Source organism: Pseudomonas sp. IT-P218, assembly GCF_949767605.1.
GTDB lineage: Bacteria > Pseudomonadota > Gammaproteobacteria > Pseudomonadales > Pseudomonadaceae > Aquipseudomonas > Aquipseudomonas putida_AE.
Map to the genome: position 1 here is coordinate 45,274 of NZ_CATKQQ010000088.1, position 15,817 is coordinate 61,090.

Below are 15,817 nucleotides of genomic sequence, written 5' to 3' on the forward strand. Positions count from 1 at the left end.
TGCTCCTTAAGCGACCAGAGTCGCGAGCGCTTGGCCGCGGACTTGGATAAGTGCCATGCCGTTAGCGGAGGCGGTAGTTTTGAAGGTCGCGCCAGGCCACAGGAGGTTGCCCGAGGTTGCGGCGTTGGTGAGCTCACCGGTGTTAGGCACAACGTAGACCTGCTGGCCAGGCGTTGCGCCGGCAAGGGTCTTGACCCAGGCCCGGCCATAAGCCATCGCGGTCGACTCTTGGCCGACAGCGCGAGATCCGACAGGGTTACCGTTGGCGTTGCCGTCACCGGTCAGATAGCCGCCGCCAATTCCGATTGCGTGGCGCACGGACAAGCCAACGATGAAAGCAGCAGCGGCAGCCGGAAGTTTGGCACCCTTGTCGGTGGCCCCTTGGATCAGCGCACGACCAAACGGAACGGCCGCAGACTCGACGACATAAGTCGTCAGGTCGTGCATCGAGCAGTCATTGATCTGACCTTCGAATGCCGTGCTGGCGTATTGGTTGAAGGTGTCGAATGCAGTGGCCATTACTTTTTACCCCGCAGGAAGTCGTTGTAAGCGCTGGTGCCGTCCATGGTCGCCTTGGTGCCGATCTTGGATGCGTCGTCAGCGAAGCGTTTCAGGCTGTCGTTGACTTTCGACTTGTCGTCGTCCTCGTCTTCGTCCTTGGTTTCCTCTGCTTCATCAGCAGCGGCGTCGAAGGCGGCCAGCACGTAGGCCTCGGACTTGGTTGCCCAGTCGCGGGTCGGCTTGAGCTGCGCCATTGCGGCGCGCTTGATTTCGAGCGGGGACACCAGGCCCTTCGCGTCGAACGACTTCACGACACGGGCCGCCAGGGCGATGGTGTCGAGGGTGGATTTCACGCGAGCACCGATAGCGGCGTCAGAAGTTTCCTTCTTGGCCTCTTCCAGCTTCTCTTCCGCTTCGTCCTTGGTGGCTTCAGCCTTGTCTGCGCGAGCTGACTCTTCATCAGCGAACTTCTGAAGGGCTGCAACGGCGTCTTCGACTACCGAAGCAGCCTCTTCGTCAAGGATGATGGAGCGGCTTTTCTTGGAGTCTAAAAAGACTTTCCGTTGTGCCATTGGTACACCTTTCGGTTTGTGGTCAAAAATGCGGGCGATCTTGCCGCCTCGCGCTGCTTCTACAACGGCGACGTGGTTGATCTGGATGTCGCGCTGCTCGAACTCGTAGGCGGTGCCGGACGCCGGGTCGATGCCCGGGGCTTCGACGTACTCGGCCAGGTAGCCTGGGGAGAGCTCAGCCTTGCCGGACTGGATGTCGTCGATGGCTGATTGATCCTTGATGATCAGGTCGACCACCAGGTTGTCGCCGTCCTGTTCAACGCCGCGGACGTGGCCCACCGACACTTGCTTGAACGTGGTCGAGTCGACCAGGTCGTCCGGGTGGTCGTTGGTCACATCCTTGTCAGGGAAGGTTGCCATCGACTCGGGCGCGAACACTTGAGTCGGCGGCCGGTAGACGTTGACGATGCGCTCTGGCCCGTCGAGATCCAGCTCGGTGGAGACGTACTGATAAACACCGGTACGGGCCGCCACCCCCTTCACGCAGAGGAAGCCTTCAGGCGTGACGGTGCGCGACGATGGCTTGAAGGCCTCGTCGATGGTCATTTTCTTCATGGGTTACCCGTTCTTGTCGGGGAAATAATTCACGCCGGGGATCATGGCAATGCCGACGCAGCGGCAGAGCGGGTGGTGCTTGCCCGGGTGCAGGTTGGTGACACCCTTCCAGGTCGCACCCTCTGCCACCTTGTAAACCCCAGGCCCGTAGCCGATGTCTTGCCGCGCAATCCCCCAGCAGCTGATCTTCGCGCTGGGGTACTTGCCGGACGGGTTGCCGGATACCCGCACGTCGTCAGCATCCTGGACCTTGTAGTGCACGATCCCGGCTGCGGTCTGGCGCTGCCGGGTCAGGTCTGAATTGAGTTGCGCCATCTGGTCACGCGCAATTAGCTTTGCCCGGCGCGCACTGACACCCGTCTCTTCCTGAATCTGCTTGGCGATGGTGGTAGGCGCGAGGCCGTCCTTCATGCCGCCGAGAACAATCGTCTCAACCTTTTTGAAGTAGTCGGCCGGGATGGACTTGATCAGGTTGACGTTCTCGGCAGTGGAGGCTTCCAGATAATCCGTCATGCCCTTGGGCTTGGTGATCAGCTGGAAGTCGATGCCCACGGCCTTGTTGATCGAGACGCGGAAGTCTTCGGCGTTGTCGGCCTCAGCACGACTGATGGTCGTAGCCGCCACCCGCTGGATCTGCGCCTCAAACAGTGGAGAGGTGAAGCGCTGGGACACGCTGCGAATCGACTTTAGGATCTCGTCGGTCCAGCTGCCATCGAGCGTCACGCGGCTGTCTGCGATGTAGGCAGGCTTCAGCCGCTTCAATGCCGGCTCAAGCGAGGCGATCAGCTCAGAAGCCATCGCCCTGACCAATGCACGCAGCTGGCCGAGGTAGTAGCGCTCAGCCTCCTTGCTGGGCATCACCGGTTTAGGCGCTTTCGGCTTTTTCCGGCGTTTTTCCATCAGCGCCTGGTTCGTCGCCGTCAGTTTCGCCAAGGGAGAAACCGGGGAGGTCTTTGCCGTCGTCGCCAAGGCCATTGTCCTGATCCTTCTCCAGCTGCTCTTGAGCCTTGATCTGCTCATCGGTGATGGCGTAGGTGCCTTTCGACTGTGCGCGGCGCATGGCATGGCTTGGGCGAATCACACCGCTCTCGATGTTCATCGCATCCGCTTGGGCGTCGGCAAGGTCTTCCTGAGCCTGCTCATTGCCCGAAGGCAGCGACAGCGGATTCCACTCGAACTCGATGCCTTCCGGGTACGAGCCGAGCGCCGAGCGGATCAGCACCTGGTCGAGCGCCTCAAGGTCCAGACGCATCTGGCCGTCCTGTTTGCCCTTGATCGTGCCGTGGTACGTCTTCAAATCGCCTTCACCGGTTGAGCTGAGGCCTGCTGCTGATTGGCCCCACAACTCGGTCACCGGCATTTCAGCGGCGCCTGCCGTCCACACCATGAACTGCTCCATGATCTGGCTGAGGCCGGAGAAGGCGATGCTCTTGCGGTCGTACGTTTCATTGTCCTGATCGAGCAGACCCAAGTTAATGATCGACTTGAGCATGCCGAACATGCGGTAGCGGTTGGTGATCTGTTCGCTCTGTGCGCTGGCCAGGGCCGATTGCAGGCCCTTCACGCTGATAGTGTCGACGTTGGCTTCCAGTACCAGGGAGGCGATACCGCCCTTGGTGGCCACCACGTCGCGCAGGTCAGACATACAGCGGCGTAGGCGACTGTCGCCCCAGCCCTGTTCGAACATGCGCATGCGGCGCGGCAGGCGAGCCCCAGTGCGGCGGACGATGTGGCTGTAGTGAATATCCTGGGTGCCGTTGACCATCATGTAGCTTTCAGGCTGCATCCAGTTCGGTTTGAGCGGGTCTTCCAAGTTGAATTTGATCGGCTGAATGTCCCAGCGATCGAGGACGACCAGATTTTTCAGGCCACCCTTCTTGACCTTGTCCAGATCGAGCGGCTTGCTCAGGTCCTGGCCGGTCACCATCAGCAGCGCTGCGCCACCGTACAGGTCAGCCCAGCAACAGGTATCCAGATAGGCTTGCTGCACACCGAGGCGGCGCTCTTCGGATTCGATCTGCTTGGACTGCTTGCCACTGAACTTGCGCCACTCACGCAGCGCGTCTTCGTTCGGCTTGTCCACGATCCGGCGGGCGATCCAGTTGGACTGATACGCAGCTTCCAGCTCGAACTGATTGATGAACTCGAAGCCGAAAGAGTTGTGCGTGCGCTTGTCTCGACCGGTCCCGAGATTGGCTACCAGGTTCGAGAGGCTGTCAGTCGTGACTACCCCACCCGAATGCACCTGAATTCGTGGTTTTGACTCGGTCATGATTAGGTCCTATTCCGCGACACGTTTTCGCGATGATCGTTTTGTGTCGCGAAGTTGACCCACAAGCGACTGCTCGATTTGAGGCGCGCAAAAAAAAAATCGGATTCGAGTAAAGATTTCTGCAGTGTGATCCGATTAGCAGGGCATGTATCGAAAACGCACACCGCAAAGCTTCGATATTGATGATGAGACCGACATGCTGAAACTGACTTGCACTGACCGCCCTCACCTCCCGCTTCCTGATTTTTTCTCAACTGGCTACCGCCCTGGTGATATTCCAGCAATCGTGATCCTTGATTCGGCGTCGGCAGTAAACATCGCTCGACAGGGCTTGAAGAGCGCTCCAGCAATTAATCACGCCCGGCGACTTCAGGATGCGATCGACTTCATTCGTTCAGCGGAATCCCCCGCATTTGAAATTTGCTCGTTAATCTTCACGACTGAGCCTGACATCATGTCAGGCCGGCACCGCACGCTGGCACTGGCCGCGGAGGGATTTAAAACTGTGCCGTTCTTAGTTTCGGAGCGGGCTGCTCGTCTTCTGGAGGCTCACTGGGGAAACATGAGCGACGCACTGCTTGAGTACGACTTCAGCTTCTGCGAAACCAAATTGCTCGTCGGCCGCTAAAACTCTCTGGGGCTACCACCCCTCCTGCTACTGCACCGTAAAACAGCAAGGGGGCTTAATTTCCGAAGGTGCGCGATGAAGTCGAGCGAGTTTTCTCACTTGCTCAGCTTCGGCTGAAGGACCACGCGAGCGATCATCACCAGCAGACCCAACACGCCATAGGCCACCGGTGGCAGCACTGCCTGAAGTTGTGGCATCAGCTGCTCGGCAATGCCCAGGGCAGCAATGGCACCGCCGGCCTGAACGCTGGACATACTCAGCGCTTGTTTCCAGTTGTCGATGAGTTGCATAGGTCACTCCTGCCGCTTGGGCAATTTGAAGTCGGTGAAGCGGTCAGCCAGGGCGGCAACCTTCTTCACGCCGAGGGTGCCGATGCAGGCGCCGACGGCAGCTGCGAGGCTCGATGGGAGATTGAAGTATTCGAGCAGCGGGAATGCCCCGGCTGTGATCGCACCACACAGGCAGGACTCAAGCACGGCCTGTCGCCGTCCACCGCCGCCGTAGATGACGCGCAAGAAGGCGATCCAGCACGACAGCGCCGCGGCATAGAGCATTGGTGAGTTCTGGCTGAGCCAGGCCATGACGATGAGCCAGGTTTCTGGGTTCTTCTCTGGCATATGTGACATCCAGCGTCCTCCCTTGCGGGGAGCGAGAATAGGTCCGGCACTCCCCGCCTCTCTCATCCGCTCGGAGCAAGGACGATGGCGTGGGTGCCAGATACGAAAAAGCCCCTGCGGAAGCAGAGGCCTGAATGAGGCCCTATTCGGGCGAGCCGATAATGGGCTTAAAGGATGTTCGATCTACTTGACTAAAAATGATTGGCAAACGAGCCTCGGACTTTGCCAAGACTGGAGAATTTTATGGAATGGAATTTGATTTGGACCACGGTAGCTGCTGTAGCTGCGGCATTATCAGCCATCACTGGCGCAGCCTCAGCCTATGCGGCTTTCAGAGCAATCAAGGAAAACAACTCCAATCATACAAAAGCTAATGCAGCGGCGGAAAATGAGAGAAAAAATGAACGCCTTCTCGCCCATGCGATAACTACTTTGGAGAGATCGTACAGCACCCTTGATGGAGGCAATGCTAGCTTAAACATCCCGCCAAAAAGCCGAATCAACTGGCTCACGTCCGCACGACTCATACAGGAATACAAAAGCACGAAAGCCAGAATTCAAGACCCATTGATTCTTCAAGAGTGCATAAGCCACGAAGCGTATTGGCGAAATAAATTTTATGTTCGCATTGACCCGCTGAGCAATGGCTTCCCGGACTACTTCAAACAAGGGGGAAGTGAAAACATTCAACTCACATCGGCAATCGTCGTAGCCGATTTTTCAACGTGGCCTGAGGGGAAGGAAGACCCCATCGCTGAGTTAGAAGGCACGCCTGAAGCAGTTACCGAGCGTCCACTTCATCTGAAATGGTTCAACCTGTTTCAGATCGTGGAATGCAGCAAATAACACGCAATAAAAAACCCGGCGCGATGGCCGGGTTTTTTTGTTCAATGAGTAAGTTGCCGAAGGCAAAACTCTAACAGTGGCGAAATAATGCCCTCAGCCGTGCGGGAAGTCAAGCGGCCTCTCGCATCTTGTAAATCACTCCACCGATCGGGCTCAGCGCCTTTGCGTCGATGTCGTAGCAGGCGTCAAAGCAGAGCTGAACAAACGGCTCCCAGTCTCGGCCCCAGGCAGCGGATGGAAGCTTGACCCCGTACTCGCCATTCATCCAAGTCCTGAACAGCTCAGGCTTGATCAGCGGGTCATCATTGGCCGACTGGCCGCCTTGGTGCATGTAGCGATACCGACGGAACACCCCCTTGGCCACGTACTCGGCTCGCTCCCTCTTGTCGGCAGTCATGCGCGGTGCCCGGGCGCACGCCAGATTGAACACCGCCTCTTCCGCCTCTTCCCGGTCATCATCAGTCGGCTCGGCCGCATACATGGCATTGCCGAATGCGCGGAGCTGGCGGTGAAGCCGCGCGATCGCCGATTGAATCTGGCCAGCCAATGCGCCGTGCACTGCGTGATTCGCAGTTGGCCCGCGCTCGGTGCTTTGGACCACAACGCCCAGAACGGCGACGTCCGAGGTCTGGCCCGGAGCCGGGTTGTACGTGCAGTCATGCCATGCCTGGCGTGCAGAATTGATCTTCATGCTGCTCTCCCTTTCAGCTCTCTGGTCTTTGCCCGGTATTCGGCAGTCATCGCCTTCAGCTCTTCGACGGTGTATTTCTTGGCCTCATGCGGGCCTTCCAGCCACTCGATCGATTCGGCGCCGATCCGCTTCACCAGCTCGATCCGGTAATTGACGATGTTCCCGGAGAGTCGGGTATTGCACGGCGAGCACTGTCGGTGGCAGTTGAGTGGTTCGAAACGCAACGCGGGGTTGCTCCCGACTGTCCGGTAGTGGCCTGCGTCGTACTTACCCTGGTGGTGCCGGCCGCAGCTGATGCACGGCAACTCGGCATCACGGGCGCGCACCCAGGCGTTAAAGGCAATCTGCGTGTCTTTGAGGTGGTCCGCCCGGCTTTTGAGCTTCTCCTTGCGAACCTTGATTTCGCGGCGCCCGATCGCGGCGAGCTCTTTGCGTTTCTTCTCCTGCCTACGTCGGGCGATCACGACCGCGCAGTCCGGAGAGCACCAACTCTGAAAGCTTTCCTTGGGGACGAATGAGGCCCTGCACGACGTGACGCTGCACTTCTTCGGTCGAGGCTGTTTTGCTGAAAGACTCATGCAGCCACCTCGCCCAGCAAATCCGTGAACACCACGCCGCGCTCAGTGAAGTCCGCCACGATGCGATCCGTGTAGGCGATGCCCTGGGCGCGACTGAACAACCGGGTTACTGGGAATCCATCCGGGCCGAACAGCGAGCACCCTCCCATCATCTCGAGCTTTTGCGCGTAGCTCAGGTGACGCATGGTCTGGTACCAGGCCGCACGGAAGTCGTCTTCCTCGTTCAGCAGGATCTGGACCCCGAAATGCAGCTTGCAGTATCGGCGGGCATCCTCAACGTCGCCGATCTGCGTCATCGCGGTGATACGCTGGTACAGCGAGAACCACAGGGCGTTTTGATCCAGGGTGCGATCCTTGCCCGGGCGCAGCGACACAACGACGAACTTCTTGTCGCGGTACATTGCGGTCAGGCTGGTGATGGCCTCGGACAGCTTTGCCTGGCTGTTGACGCTGATCTTGTCGGTCATGACGTCACCGCCATTGTGAACAGGACGCAGAACACGCCGATGGAGAAACCGGCCGCGGTGCAGGCCAGGGTGATTTTGGATTGAGCAACCATCAGGAAGCCTCCTTGCCGAGCTGCGGCTCGCGCTTGATGTTCAGTCTTGCCAGCAGCTGCGCACGCGCGGCGCCGCCCGACGATGGAATGCCCTGAACGTCCAGCAGCCGAACCTGGCGCTGATTGGCGAATTCCTCGGCCAGTTCCAGCTCGGTCTTTTGGCCGTCGTGGCCGATGCCAATGGCGATGTCCTCGAGCGGCAGACCCGCTACCAGGCGGCGAATGGTGATCTCGTAGGCCCGGTCGAATACCTCGCTGGCCTTCTCCGGGATCAGATCGCCCAGGTTGTGTATCTCGCATTGAAGCGCTGCGTGGCGAACGGCCGGATGTGACCAGGTGCGATCGCCAAACCTGCTTGGGTGTGAATTTTCCAGCGCCTCGCGAAATGCCTTGTCGTGAGGCGGGATGCCGAGCATTTCCGGAGTCGGCTGACACAGCTTGATGAATCTACCCACGCTCGGCATAAAGTCTGTGCCCAGCGAACGGCAACGCTCAACGCCGAATCGGATCTGCTCCAGTTGGGTGATCCCCTCGACGATGAAAGCCTTGATCCAGCTGCGCTTGGCAGAATCCAGCGCGTCATCGGTCGGCCAAGCCTGCTTCCAAGCCGGGAAGATGGCCTGCAGTTCCTTGAACAAGGCGTTGACGACATCGATCGTTCCAGGCGGCAGGGTCTTGGGCATGACCGGCATCGCCGGAGGCTGGTAACTGCCAACAGCAGCGCGCAGGTCAGTGGTCGCACCGGTGACCTTCATGAGTTGAGCCGCGCTCCTCGGCGGCTTTGGCTTGTTCACAGACCACCGTCCAAGTTCTCAGCCCAGGCTCGGTTATCGAAGTCGGGGCCATTGGCCTGACGACGAGGCGGGAACTGGTGAACATTGTTCGCAGCGGGCGCCGGCTCGGGCACTTCGTCCTCCCAGCGCTTGCCGTTGAGCCAGGTCGACGGGTGCGGGATGAACTGGCCGTTGTCCTTGGTCCATTCGGTGTTGACGCTCTGCGCGCCCAGGGCCTGAACCATCACCTCGAACAGCTCGGCGGTCAGGGTGAGTTTGTCCCACGCCTTGCGTGCAGCCTCCTTGCCGACCTTGCGGGGATACAGCGTCCAGAATCGGGCGAACAGCTCAGCCGAATCGACTGCATCATCGACAGAAGGCTTTTGATCTTTATCTTCTCTTCTCTTCTCTTCTCTGGTCCGCAATTTGTCCGCATCACTAGCGGACACATTGCGGACGTTTTTCGTCTTTCTGTCGTTCCGTTTGCGCTCGTTATCGTTGGCGCGGCGCTTTGCACTTGCCCCGTTATGTTCGTCAAAGCGAGGCATTACAAGGCCCTCATCCTCCATGCAGGCCCACTCAACGTCGATCATGGCCTGCGTGAAACCCGGCCACCCGACAACAGCATCCATCGCTTCAGTGGTGTAGCCAACGAGCACACCGTCATCGCAATGAGTGTCAAAAGTACTCCAGGCAACATGCAGTCCACCAATGATCCGAAGTCTGTCCGCTTTCAATGCGGACACCATGCGGAAAACTTTCGGATGGGTTTGAAGTTCGATGCGCATTTTGATCCAGTCCCCGGCCATTACACGGCCTCCCGAAGTTGGTATTGAGCCCACAAGCCAGCAACCCAAGTGACGCCCTTGGGGGTGAATTTGGACTGGTTGAAGGCATGCCCGCCGTCAGTGGTGCCGGCCCGCACTTCGAAGCGCCCGGCGTCGATGTGAGGCTGGTAGGCCTGCCATTCGCCGCCCATGCGGTACATGATTTTTTTGTCGATCAGGAATTCACGGAATCGCGACTCGTTGGCCTTCAGAAGCTTGGCTGTCTGACGAAAGCCCTTGAGCCCCGTCGAATCGACGTACTTCTCGACGAAGGCAATTTTCGGAGCTGCCTCAATCAAGGCCTGATTGGCAGCCTGCTGCAGTTCGAACTGTTCGGCCCAGGCACGGGCCGCTGCTGCCGGATTGGAGAAGTCAGGAAGCGTGGCAATGACGCGGGGCCCCTCCAGCTCCTTCAGCTTTTGCAGTACGGATCGGCGAACGGCTTTCGATTCGCGCATGCCTACGAGCATGCATTGATCGAGAGTCAGCTCGTAGCTGGCCATATCCACGCGGCTCTGGGGGTGTGCAATTATTTTGCACTCCCCCAGCTCATCGCCGAGCTCGTCTTGCACGCGGATAATGAACTGGTCGTTCCTGACTTTCGGCTCGCCAGCCTGGCTGCGAGCCTCGTTGACCATGTCGCGGAGTTCGATGCTGGAAATAGTGCGCGACACGTTTTGCGACTGGAGGAAATGTGGCGCGGACTTTTTCAGGCCCTGTACATCATTGTTTGAGGTATGCATAATCTGCCTCACAGTGTTTTAAGCAGTACGTAATGAAAAAGCCGACCTTGCCCGTCGGTTTTTTTGTGTCTGCGATTTGGGGTTAAACACTTTTCAGGCCCTCATCAGCCCGACTTTTGGGATGGGAATAGGGTCGCCTGAATGGCTGGACCGTTCCCGTCATCGTCTTGGGTCTTGTCCTGGTGACGATGAGCTTTTCAATCCTCTCTTTAGCCAGCTGCTCTATCGGGATACCGAGCATGGTGGCGACCTCTTCAAGAAATTTGATGTCGTCTACGTCCGCGATCTGCCGCAAAAGCAGCTCGCTCTGGTTCTCAGGCATAAAGCCTCCATTGGGGGCCTTCAGGCGATGTCTTGAATCCGGGTAAGCTCATCCCTCATCTGCTGGATCGCAGCTTTCAGAATTTCACGGGCCAGCACGGCCTTTTGAGTGCCGTGGATCTTTGCGAGCGAGCGCAGATATTCGTCGTACTCGTCGCTCAAGCGCACCTTGGTTTCGTTGTGGTTCAGATGCTTAGGGTCTTCGTACATTTGTTGCTCCTTGCGACTTATCAAAATGGTTATGCAGCGGACTGGCTGTTCAAATCTTCAGGGGGGAAAACCTCGTCGAGACCACACTTGGCGCCGAGCGCATTCAGCGCGGTAACGATGAGGCGTGCCTCGCTTAGCCCAGGGCAACGAAGTCCGGACTCGTAATTCGCGAGGCGAGACTGATTCCACCCAAGCGACCGACGAAGAGCAGCCTGGGTAATCCCGGCCTTCTCTCGGATACTTCGGACGTGGTTCATGAAATTCGCTCCTATGGCTCTTGAATGAAGGATAAACACGTATCGTGTTATTGGCAAACACAATAAGTGAAAGCCGGGTATTTCAATTCGTGATTGAATCCCGCGCATGAACGAATCATTAGGTCAGCGCATACAGCGCCTCAGGAAAGCAGCGGGCATGTCTCAAGCGCAGCTCGCGGAAGCCTGCGGCTGGAAATCACAGTCCAGGGTAGGAAACTACGAGGCAGGAAGCCGCGAACCATCGCTGGCTGATATCGCTGCAATGGCGAAAGCTATCGGGGTAGACGTATCCGAAATCCTACTCACAAGCGGCACCTCGTACGCGACCTCAGCAGCTACCGCCACTGCATCCGGGTCTGCAGATTTGGTCCGTGAAATGCTTGCTCAAGCGGGGAAAAGACTGCCTACACACATCAAGGAGAAAATCCTTGCTGCCACTGAAAGTGTTGAGCCAGCCAGCAATGTAATCACCGCCGACTTCTCTCGCCCTGGCTTGGTTGGGGATGAAGTGTGGATTGCCCACTACGACGTTCGTGGCGCCATGGGTGGAGGGCAAATACCTCACGATTATCCCGAAATGTTCAAGGATGTCAGGGTAAGCCCTCGGCACCTGCGCGAACTTGGTGTCGAGTTCCAAGAGCACTACCACTTGAAGATGATCACCGGTTGGGGCCAGTCAATGGAGCCGACCATCAAGCACCGCGATCCGCTGATTGTAGACGTGAGCATTCACGAATTCGTCGGGGATGGAATTTACTTCTTCAGCTGGCAGGACCACATCTATATCAAGCGTCTGCAGATTGCCGACTCTGATCATTTTGAGATGATCTCCGACAACTCACGGCACAAAGCGAGAATGATCAGGCGTGATGAAACCTACATACAAGCGCGAGTTCTACTCGTATGGAATGCCCACCTGGTTTAAACCTGATGCACAGAAAAAGCCCGCTGCTTAGCGGGCTTTTTTGTGGCTGTCAGAAAGGCGCCGCCTCATGTTCTGCTGGCTCAAACTCCGTTTCTGCCGGGCGCTCATCCTCAGGCGTAGGCTCCCACTTCAGCGTCACCGATTCGCCTTCATCTTTGAAGATCATTTCTATGCCGCCTATCTCGGTGAGTATGCCCATCACCTCTGCCCACTCCTCTTCACCGTCCGTGTCGAGACGATGGATCGTCACCCAGCGCTGCAGCTGAGCAATTGGATGATTGATCATCGACGAAACCCTGAGTGCTAGGCGCTCGAGCCCGGACACTTCCACCCTCTCCTGTTGTTTTTGCTTTTGCGGCCTGGACATCTATTACTCCTTAGATGCTGTATATCCATACAGGTTTCGCAAAGCATATCCCACCATTTCAAAACACGGAACCATTTTTTGCCGTGTTTAATTTTGAAAATTAATCACATCTCGTGTTGACGAAATAAACACGATACGTGATAGTTCACCCATCGCAGCGACACACAGCCACTGCGAAGGGCCTCAAAGGGCCTGACCGCTCTTTAACAATCAGCGCAATACGAAAAAAGACGGCACTGCCTCTACGGCGACCGGAGATCAGATAGCCCCGAAAGGCTACCAACGCGAGGACCACCTCGACGGCTGACTAGAGCGAAAGGCTCGAACCGCGTGAATGACCCGCTATGCGGTGCCAGCGGAAAACAAGATTTCACTGGCTGGCCTTGGCGACAGGGCCAGACGGGAAATCAACAGGCAATAAGGAATCGACAATGACTGTGGACATCAGCAACTTCACCATCGCCACCCCGCTTCCAATTTCCGACACGAACCCTATCTCCCTCGACCTGATCGGTTGGCGAGCGCTGATCGAATGCCCCAGCGTCATCTCGATGCTTCCCGACGGATCGCTGCAGATGACAGCGCCCACTCTTGGAGCTTCCAGTAAAAGCGTCCATCGAACTCGCTGCGAATGGAAAGAACCTGGTTACTGGCCATTTTCTAGTGCTGCAGACCATTGGTGCCGTCAAGAAATGCGGTTGACGAAGGTCAATTCGTTGCAGAAGGTCGTGATCGGCCAAATTCACGTGCAGGGTTCCGAGCGCCCTCCGGTGAAGGTGTTCTGGAACAAAGGCAAAATCACCATGGGGTTTCGGTCGAGCTACCTACAAGACGATCCGGTCAACTCGACGGTATTGGAAAACGTGCCGCTCGGCGCGCTCTTCAAGATCAACATTCACGCCAACTCCAGCGGTGCCGTTTCCGTATCGGCGAGCTGTAACGGCGTCAAATCTACTTCCGCAATCATGCGCCTCGACAACACCTGGGACACGAAAACTCTCGCTTTCCACGGCGGCGTGTACAACCAGATCGACTACTCCGAATCAACCGATCCCGAGGACGCTTCGATTTGTGTCATCAGTGATCTATCCATCACGCACGGGTAAGACCAACCAGCGCCACGTCAGCCTGACGATAACTGCCCGAGCACCTGGTACTCCCCAGCACCAGGCCGCATCGGAGTGTGATCTGAATGCGCAGGCTGATGCGAAACGACGCAGGCTCACAAGTGCGGCGCCGATGGGCGAAAGCTGGTCGGCTCGGTTGAACCTGACACTTCACACGCAAGCCGGAGATCAGCGCCGGCCAGATCACACCCCGATGCGGACGATTCTGCACCGCGCAACGCGGCCCCCTGCATCGCTTATCTGAAAAGTGGATCGCGCCAAATGGCCCGCGGTCCATATGTTTAAAACGGATGGGCGGCCCTCGCCTACTCCACCTCGCCCTCTGGAGGCGATCATGAACACCACGCATAGTTATCTGCCTCGACATCACCGCAAGCCGCCTCCAGTGAGCCACAGCCCGCACGATGATGCTCGGGCCGAGTGGTTGCACAACGCCGCCGAAGAGCTCCTGCGCGGCTGCAGCGTTTCGTTTCAGCGCCGCATGCGCCCTCAGCAAGGCGTGACCGCCGAGGAATTCGCCCTGGCAGTGGATGAGTACGTGAACAACCGCCTGGCCGACAGCGAGGTGCACACCTCGGCGCTGGGATGGCTGCTGATCACGGCGACGACCGGAAACACTGATAAGACGGCTGTAGCTGAGTTGCTTGGCAATAGCGATCACCCGCTGGGCAAGCTTGGCGAGATTGCCGAAGTCCTGCTCGAGCCCCTCGCAGACGATGCGCTGATCGCCCAGGCCGAGGACGCCGATCTGTGAGCCCGCACATCGCCATCGATCAAGCGCTTGAAGCCCTGGAGCACACCGGCAGCCGAGACATCGATGACAGCCTCGCCGACGGGCTGCTCGTGAGGTTCTTCACCGCCGGCGAGATCACCGCCGAAGAATTCCACCATTACAGCGCTCGCCTGCTGAAGATCAGCCGGAAGCGCAAGGAGTTGTCATGAGCACAGCACCGGTAAAAACGCTGATCGATGAGCAGCTCGAAGCTATCGAGCGGCGCATCGCCATTCTCAGTTTCGGATTGCCCTTCAATGAGGTTATCGGTCGCAAGCGCGAAGAACTGGTCGCCAACCTACCGCATCGCCTGGCTGCGACCATGAAGGGCGGACGGATCGCTGTGAGGGTTCGGCCATGACTTCCTACCAGCGCGCCAAGCGCGTCCACACCTGGCGCGGCTCAGCCGTTGCCCTGCTTCTCTTCACCGCCTGGATGCTTGCAAGCGCCTACTCCGGCCAGATCACTCAATAACCACCACCTGCAAACGCTGCGAGCATCGCGGCAAGGATTCCCCATGTCCGCAAAAACCGAACTGGCCGTAGTGCCGCCGCAAGAAACCGCACTCGCCGTCTACAGCACTGAAAAGGGTCTTGAGCCTTGGCTGCAGGTGATTCGCTCCAAGATCGATGGCTTCACGCCGGACATCAGCACCCGCAAGGGTCGCGATGCGATCGCCTCAATGGCGTATGCAGTCGCCCGCTCCAAGACGGCCTTGGACGACGTCGGCAAGAAGCTGGTCGCCGACCTGAAGGAAGTCCCGAAGAAGATCGACGCCGAGCGCAAGCGCGTTCGCGACACCTTGGACTCATGGCAGGAAGAAGTCCGCCGCCCGCTGAATGAGTGGCAAGCCGCTGAGGACGCCCGGGTCGACAAGCACAATGACGCGATCGAGCGCATCCGGCTGATGGCCGTGGATCTGGACGGCATCACCGCCGAAGACCTGACCGACCGAGTCGCACAGCTCGAAGCGATTGCTCTGGGCGATGCTTGGGAAGAATTCGAGCCGGAAGCAGCCCGTGCCAAGGACAAAGCCCTGAGCGTGCTTCGCTCTGCCCTCGCCGCCCGCCAGAAGTACGAAGCTGAGCAAGCAGAACTGGCCAGGCTGCGCGCTGAAGCAGAGGCGCGGGCCAAGGCTGACCATGAAGCCGCAATCGCCCGGGAAGCGGCAGAGAAAGCCCAGCGTGAAGCCGAAGAAAAAGCCCAGGCTGAGCGTGATGCAGCCGCCAAACGTGAACAGGCGCTGATTGATCAGGCTGCACAGGCTCAGCGCGACGCCGAGCGCAAAGTCCGCGAGGCCGAGGCTGCCGCTGCTAACCAAGCCCTGCAGCTGAAACTGGCCGCTGAACAGGCCGAGCGCCAGAAGCTGCAAGCCGAGGCGGATCGTGTCGAGTCCATTCGCCGCGCTGAGCAGGACCGCATTGCCGCCGAGCAGCGTCAAGCCGCAGCGGTTGAGCAAGCTCGACTGGACGAGATCGCCCGCCAGAACGCCGCGGCCGACGAAATCCTACGCCAAGAAAAGCTGCGCGAGGCAGATCGGGCCCACAAAGGCGCCATCTACAAAGCAGCGAAAGAGGCATTCATCGCCAACGGCATGAACGAAGAATGCGCCCGCCTGGCTGTCAAGCTGATCGCCAGCGGCTTCATCCCCGCCATTTCCATCAAGTATTGAGGTC

24 protein-coding genes are annotated in these 15,817 nt (G+C 58.3%); 8 read left to right on the forward strand and 16 right to left on the reverse strand.

Going from position 1 to position 15,817, the window contains the following annotated elements:
* Positions 1 to 6 precede the first annotated feature (6 nt).
* Genes ACM6I6_RS27845 through ACM6I6_RS27860 form a run of 4 tightly spaced genes read right to left on the reverse strand, consistent with a single transcriptional unit; the run spans position 7 to position 3,900 of the window.
* Entirely contained in the window at positions 7 to 519 is a 513-nt protein-coding gene (locus tag ACM6I6_RS27845; RefSeq protein ID WP_414921023.1) for a hypothetical protein, read from the reverse strand.
* Positions 519 to 1,628, reverse strand: a complete 1,110-nt coding sequence (locus ACM6I6_RS27850; RefSeq protein WP_414921024.1) for a DUF2213 domain-containing protein — start codon at positions 1,626 to 1,628, stop codon at positions 519 to 521. The genes ACM6I6_RS27845 and ACM6I6_RS27850 overlap by 1 nt, the downstream gene beginning before the upstream one ends.
* A 3-nt stretch (positions 1,629 to 1,631) precedes the next feature.
* A complete protein-coding gene (locus ACM6I6_RS27855; RefSeq protein ID WP_414921025.1) occupies positions 1,632 to 2,561 on the reverse strand; it encodes a phage head morphogenesis protein in 930 nt (309 codons plus the stop codon).
* The gene (locus tag ACM6I6_RS27860) at positions 2,494 to 3,900 is read right to left on the reverse strand and encodes a DUF1073 domain-containing protein (RefSeq protein WP_414921026.1); all 1,407 of its coding nucleotides are present in this window, start codon (positions 3,898 to 3,900) and stop codon (positions 2,494 to 2,496) included. Before ACM6I6_RS27860 ends, ACM6I6_RS27855 begins: the two co-directional genes overlap by 68 nt.
* A 196-nt stretch (positions 3,901 to 4,096) precedes the next feature.
* On the opposite strand from ACM6I6_RS27860, the gene ACM6I6_RS27865 reads away from it, so the two are divergent.
* On the forward strand, positions 4,097 to 4,528 hold the full coding sequence (locus ACM6I6_RS27865; protein WP_414921027.1) for a hypothetical protein: 432 nt from the start codon (positions 4,097 to 4,099) through the stop codon (positions 4,526 to 4,528).
* Positions 4,529 to 4,623: 95 nt separating this feature from the next.
* On the opposite strand, the gene ACM6I6_RS27870 is transcribed toward ACM6I6_RS27865, so the two are convergent.
* Both ACM6I6_RS27870 and ACM6I6_RS27875 read right to left on the reverse strand, forming a co-directional pair.
* Complete coding sequence (locus ACM6I6_RS27870) at positions 4,624 to 4,818, reverse strand: hypothetical protein (RefSeq protein WP_414921028.1); 195 nt, start codon at positions 4,816 to 4,818, stop codon at positions 4,624 to 4,626.
* A gap of 3 nt (positions 4,819 to 4,821) precedes the next feature.
* The gene (locus ACM6I6_RS27875; protein WP_414921029.1) at positions 4,822 to 5,154 is read right to left on the reverse strand and encodes a phage holin, lambda family; all 333 of its coding nucleotides are present in this window, start codon (positions 5,152 to 5,154) and stop codon (positions 4,822 to 4,824) included.
* 234 nt (positions 5,155 to 5,388) lie between these two features.
* On the opposite strand from ACM6I6_RS27875, the gene ACM6I6_RS27880 reads away from it, so the two are divergent.
* On the forward strand, positions 5,389 to 5,991 hold the full coding sequence (locus ACM6I6_RS27880) for a hypothetical protein (protein WP_414921030.1): 603 nt from the start codon (positions 5,389 to 5,391) through the stop codon (positions 5,989 to 5,991).
* 109 nt (positions 5,992 to 6,100) lie between these two features.
* Here ACM6I6_RS27880 and ACM6I6_RS27885 read toward each other — a convergent pair whose 3' ends face one another.
* The 9 genes from ACM6I6_RS27885 to ACM6I6_RS27925 form a co-directional block, all read right to left on the reverse strand.
* Positions 6,101 to 6,682 (reverse strand): hypothetical protein, encoded by a 582-nt coding sequence (locus tag ACM6I6_RS27885; protein ID WP_414921031.1) that lies wholly within the window; start codon positions 6,680 to 6,682, stop codon positions 6,101 to 6,103.
* Positions 6,679 to 7,260: a recombination protein NinG gene (locus ACM6I6_RS27890; RefSeq protein WP_414921032.1), complete on the reverse strand. Its 582-nt coding sequence runs from the start codon at positions 7,258 to 7,260 to the stop codon at positions 6,679 to 6,681. Before ACM6I6_RS27890 ends, ACM6I6_RS27885 begins: the two co-directional genes overlap by 4 nt.
* Positions 7,257 to 7,727 carry a hypothetical protein gene (locus ACM6I6_RS27895; protein ID WP_414921033.1) on the reverse strand — a complete coding sequence of 157 codons (471 nt, stop codon included), beginning with the start codon at positions 7,725 to 7,727 and terminating at the stop codon, positions 7,257 to 7,259. The genes ACM6I6_RS27890 and ACM6I6_RS27895 overlap by 4 nt, the downstream gene beginning before the upstream one ends.
* 91 nt (positions 7,728 to 7,818) lie before the next feature.
* Positions 7,819 to 8,574 (reverse strand): replication protein P, encoded by a 756-nt coding sequence (locus tag ACM6I6_RS27900; RefSeq protein WP_414921034.1) that lies wholly within the window; start codon positions 8,572 to 8,574, stop codon positions 7,819 to 7,821.
* 35 nt (positions 8,575 to 8,609) lie between these two features.
* Positions 8,610 to 9,401, reverse strand: a complete 792-nt coding sequence (locus tag ACM6I6_RS27905; protein WP_414921035.1) for a Pyocin large subunit-like protein — start codon at positions 9,399 to 9,401, stop codon at positions 8,610 to 8,612.
* Complete coding sequence (locus ACM6I6_RS27910) at positions 9,401 to 10,162, reverse strand: phage antirepressor KilAC domain-containing protein (RefSeq protein ID WP_414921036.1); 762 nt, start codon at positions 10,160 to 10,162, stop codon at positions 9,401 to 9,403. The genes ACM6I6_RS27905 and ACM6I6_RS27910 overlap by 1 nt, the downstream gene beginning before the upstream one ends.
* 82 nt (positions 10,163 to 10,244) lie before the next feature.
* Positions 10,245 to 10,484: a hypothetical protein gene (locus ACM6I6_RS27915; protein ID WP_414921037.1), complete on the reverse strand. Its 240-nt coding sequence runs from the start codon at positions 10,482 to 10,484 to the stop codon at positions 10,245 to 10,247.
* 20 nt (positions 10,485 to 10,504) lie between these two features.
* Positions 10,505 to 10,693 (reverse strand): hypothetical protein, encoded by a 189-nt coding sequence (locus ACM6I6_RS27920; protein ID WP_110658565.1) that lies wholly within the window; start codon positions 10,691 to 10,693, stop codon positions 10,505 to 10,507.
* A gap of 29 nt (positions 10,694 to 10,722) precedes the next feature.
* Positions 10,723 to 10,950 carry a helix-turn-helix transcriptional regulator gene (locus ACM6I6_RS27925; protein WP_414921038.1) on the reverse strand — a complete coding sequence of 76 codons (228 nt, stop codon included), beginning with the start codon at positions 10,948 to 10,950 and terminating at the stop codon, positions 10,723 to 10,725.
* Between the two features lie 106 nt (positions 10,951 to 11,056).
* Here ACM6I6_RS27925 and ACM6I6_RS27930 point away from each other — a divergent pair, with 106 nt between their 5' ends.
* Positions 11,057 to 11,875, forward strand: coding sequence for an XRE family transcriptional regulator (locus ACM6I6_RS27930; protein ID WP_414921039.1), 819 nt, complete (start codon positions 11,057 to 11,059; stop codon positions 11,873 to 11,875).
* A 49-nt stretch (positions 11,876 to 11,924) separates the two neighbouring features.
* Here ACM6I6_RS27930 and ACM6I6_RS27935 read toward each other — a convergent pair whose 3' ends face one another.
* Complete coding sequence (locus ACM6I6_RS27935; protein ID WP_414921040.1) at positions 11,925 to 12,242, reverse strand: DUF1654 domain-containing protein; 318 nt, start codon at positions 12,240 to 12,242, stop codon at positions 11,925 to 11,927.
* 431 nt (positions 12,243 to 12,673) lie between these two features.
* Here ACM6I6_RS27935 and ACM6I6_RS27940 point away from each other — a divergent pair, with 431 nt between their 5' ends.
* From ACM6I6_RS27940 to ACM6I6_RS27960, 5 genes are all read left to right on the forward strand, one after another.
* The gene (locus tag ACM6I6_RS27940; protein ID WP_414921041.1) at positions 12,674 to 13,348 is read left to right on the forward strand and encodes a polysaccharide lyase family 7 protein; all 675 of its coding nucleotides are present in this window, start codon (positions 12,674 to 12,676) and stop codon (positions 13,346 to 13,348) included.
* 355 nt (positions 13,349 to 13,703) lie between these two features.
* The gene (locus tag ACM6I6_RS27945) at positions 13,704 to 14,123 is read left to right on the forward strand and encodes a hypothetical protein (RefSeq protein WP_414921042.1); all 420 of its coding nucleotides are present in this window, start codon (positions 13,704 to 13,706) and stop codon (positions 14,121 to 14,123) included.
* Complete coding sequence (locus ACM6I6_RS27950; protein ID WP_414921043.1) at positions 14,120 to 14,311, forward strand: hypothetical protein; 192 nt, start codon at positions 14,120 to 14,122, stop codon at positions 14,309 to 14,311. The genes ACM6I6_RS27945 and ACM6I6_RS27950 overlap by 4 nt, the downstream gene beginning before the upstream one ends.
* The gene (locus ACM6I6_RS27955) at positions 14,308 to 14,502 is read left to right on the forward strand and encodes a hypothetical protein (protein ID WP_414921044.1); all 195 of its coding nucleotides are present in this window, start codon (positions 14,308 to 14,310) and stop codon (positions 14,500 to 14,502) included. Before ACM6I6_RS27950 ends, ACM6I6_RS27955 begins: the two co-directional genes overlap by 4 nt.
* Positions 14,503 to 14,658: 156 nt before the next feature.
* Positions 14,659 to 15,813: a hypothetical protein gene (locus ACM6I6_RS27960; protein WP_414921045.1), complete on the forward strand. Its 1,155-nt coding sequence runs from the start codon at positions 14,659 to 14,661 to the stop codon at positions 15,811 to 15,813.
* Positions 15,814 to 15,817: the final 4 nt, after the last annotated feature.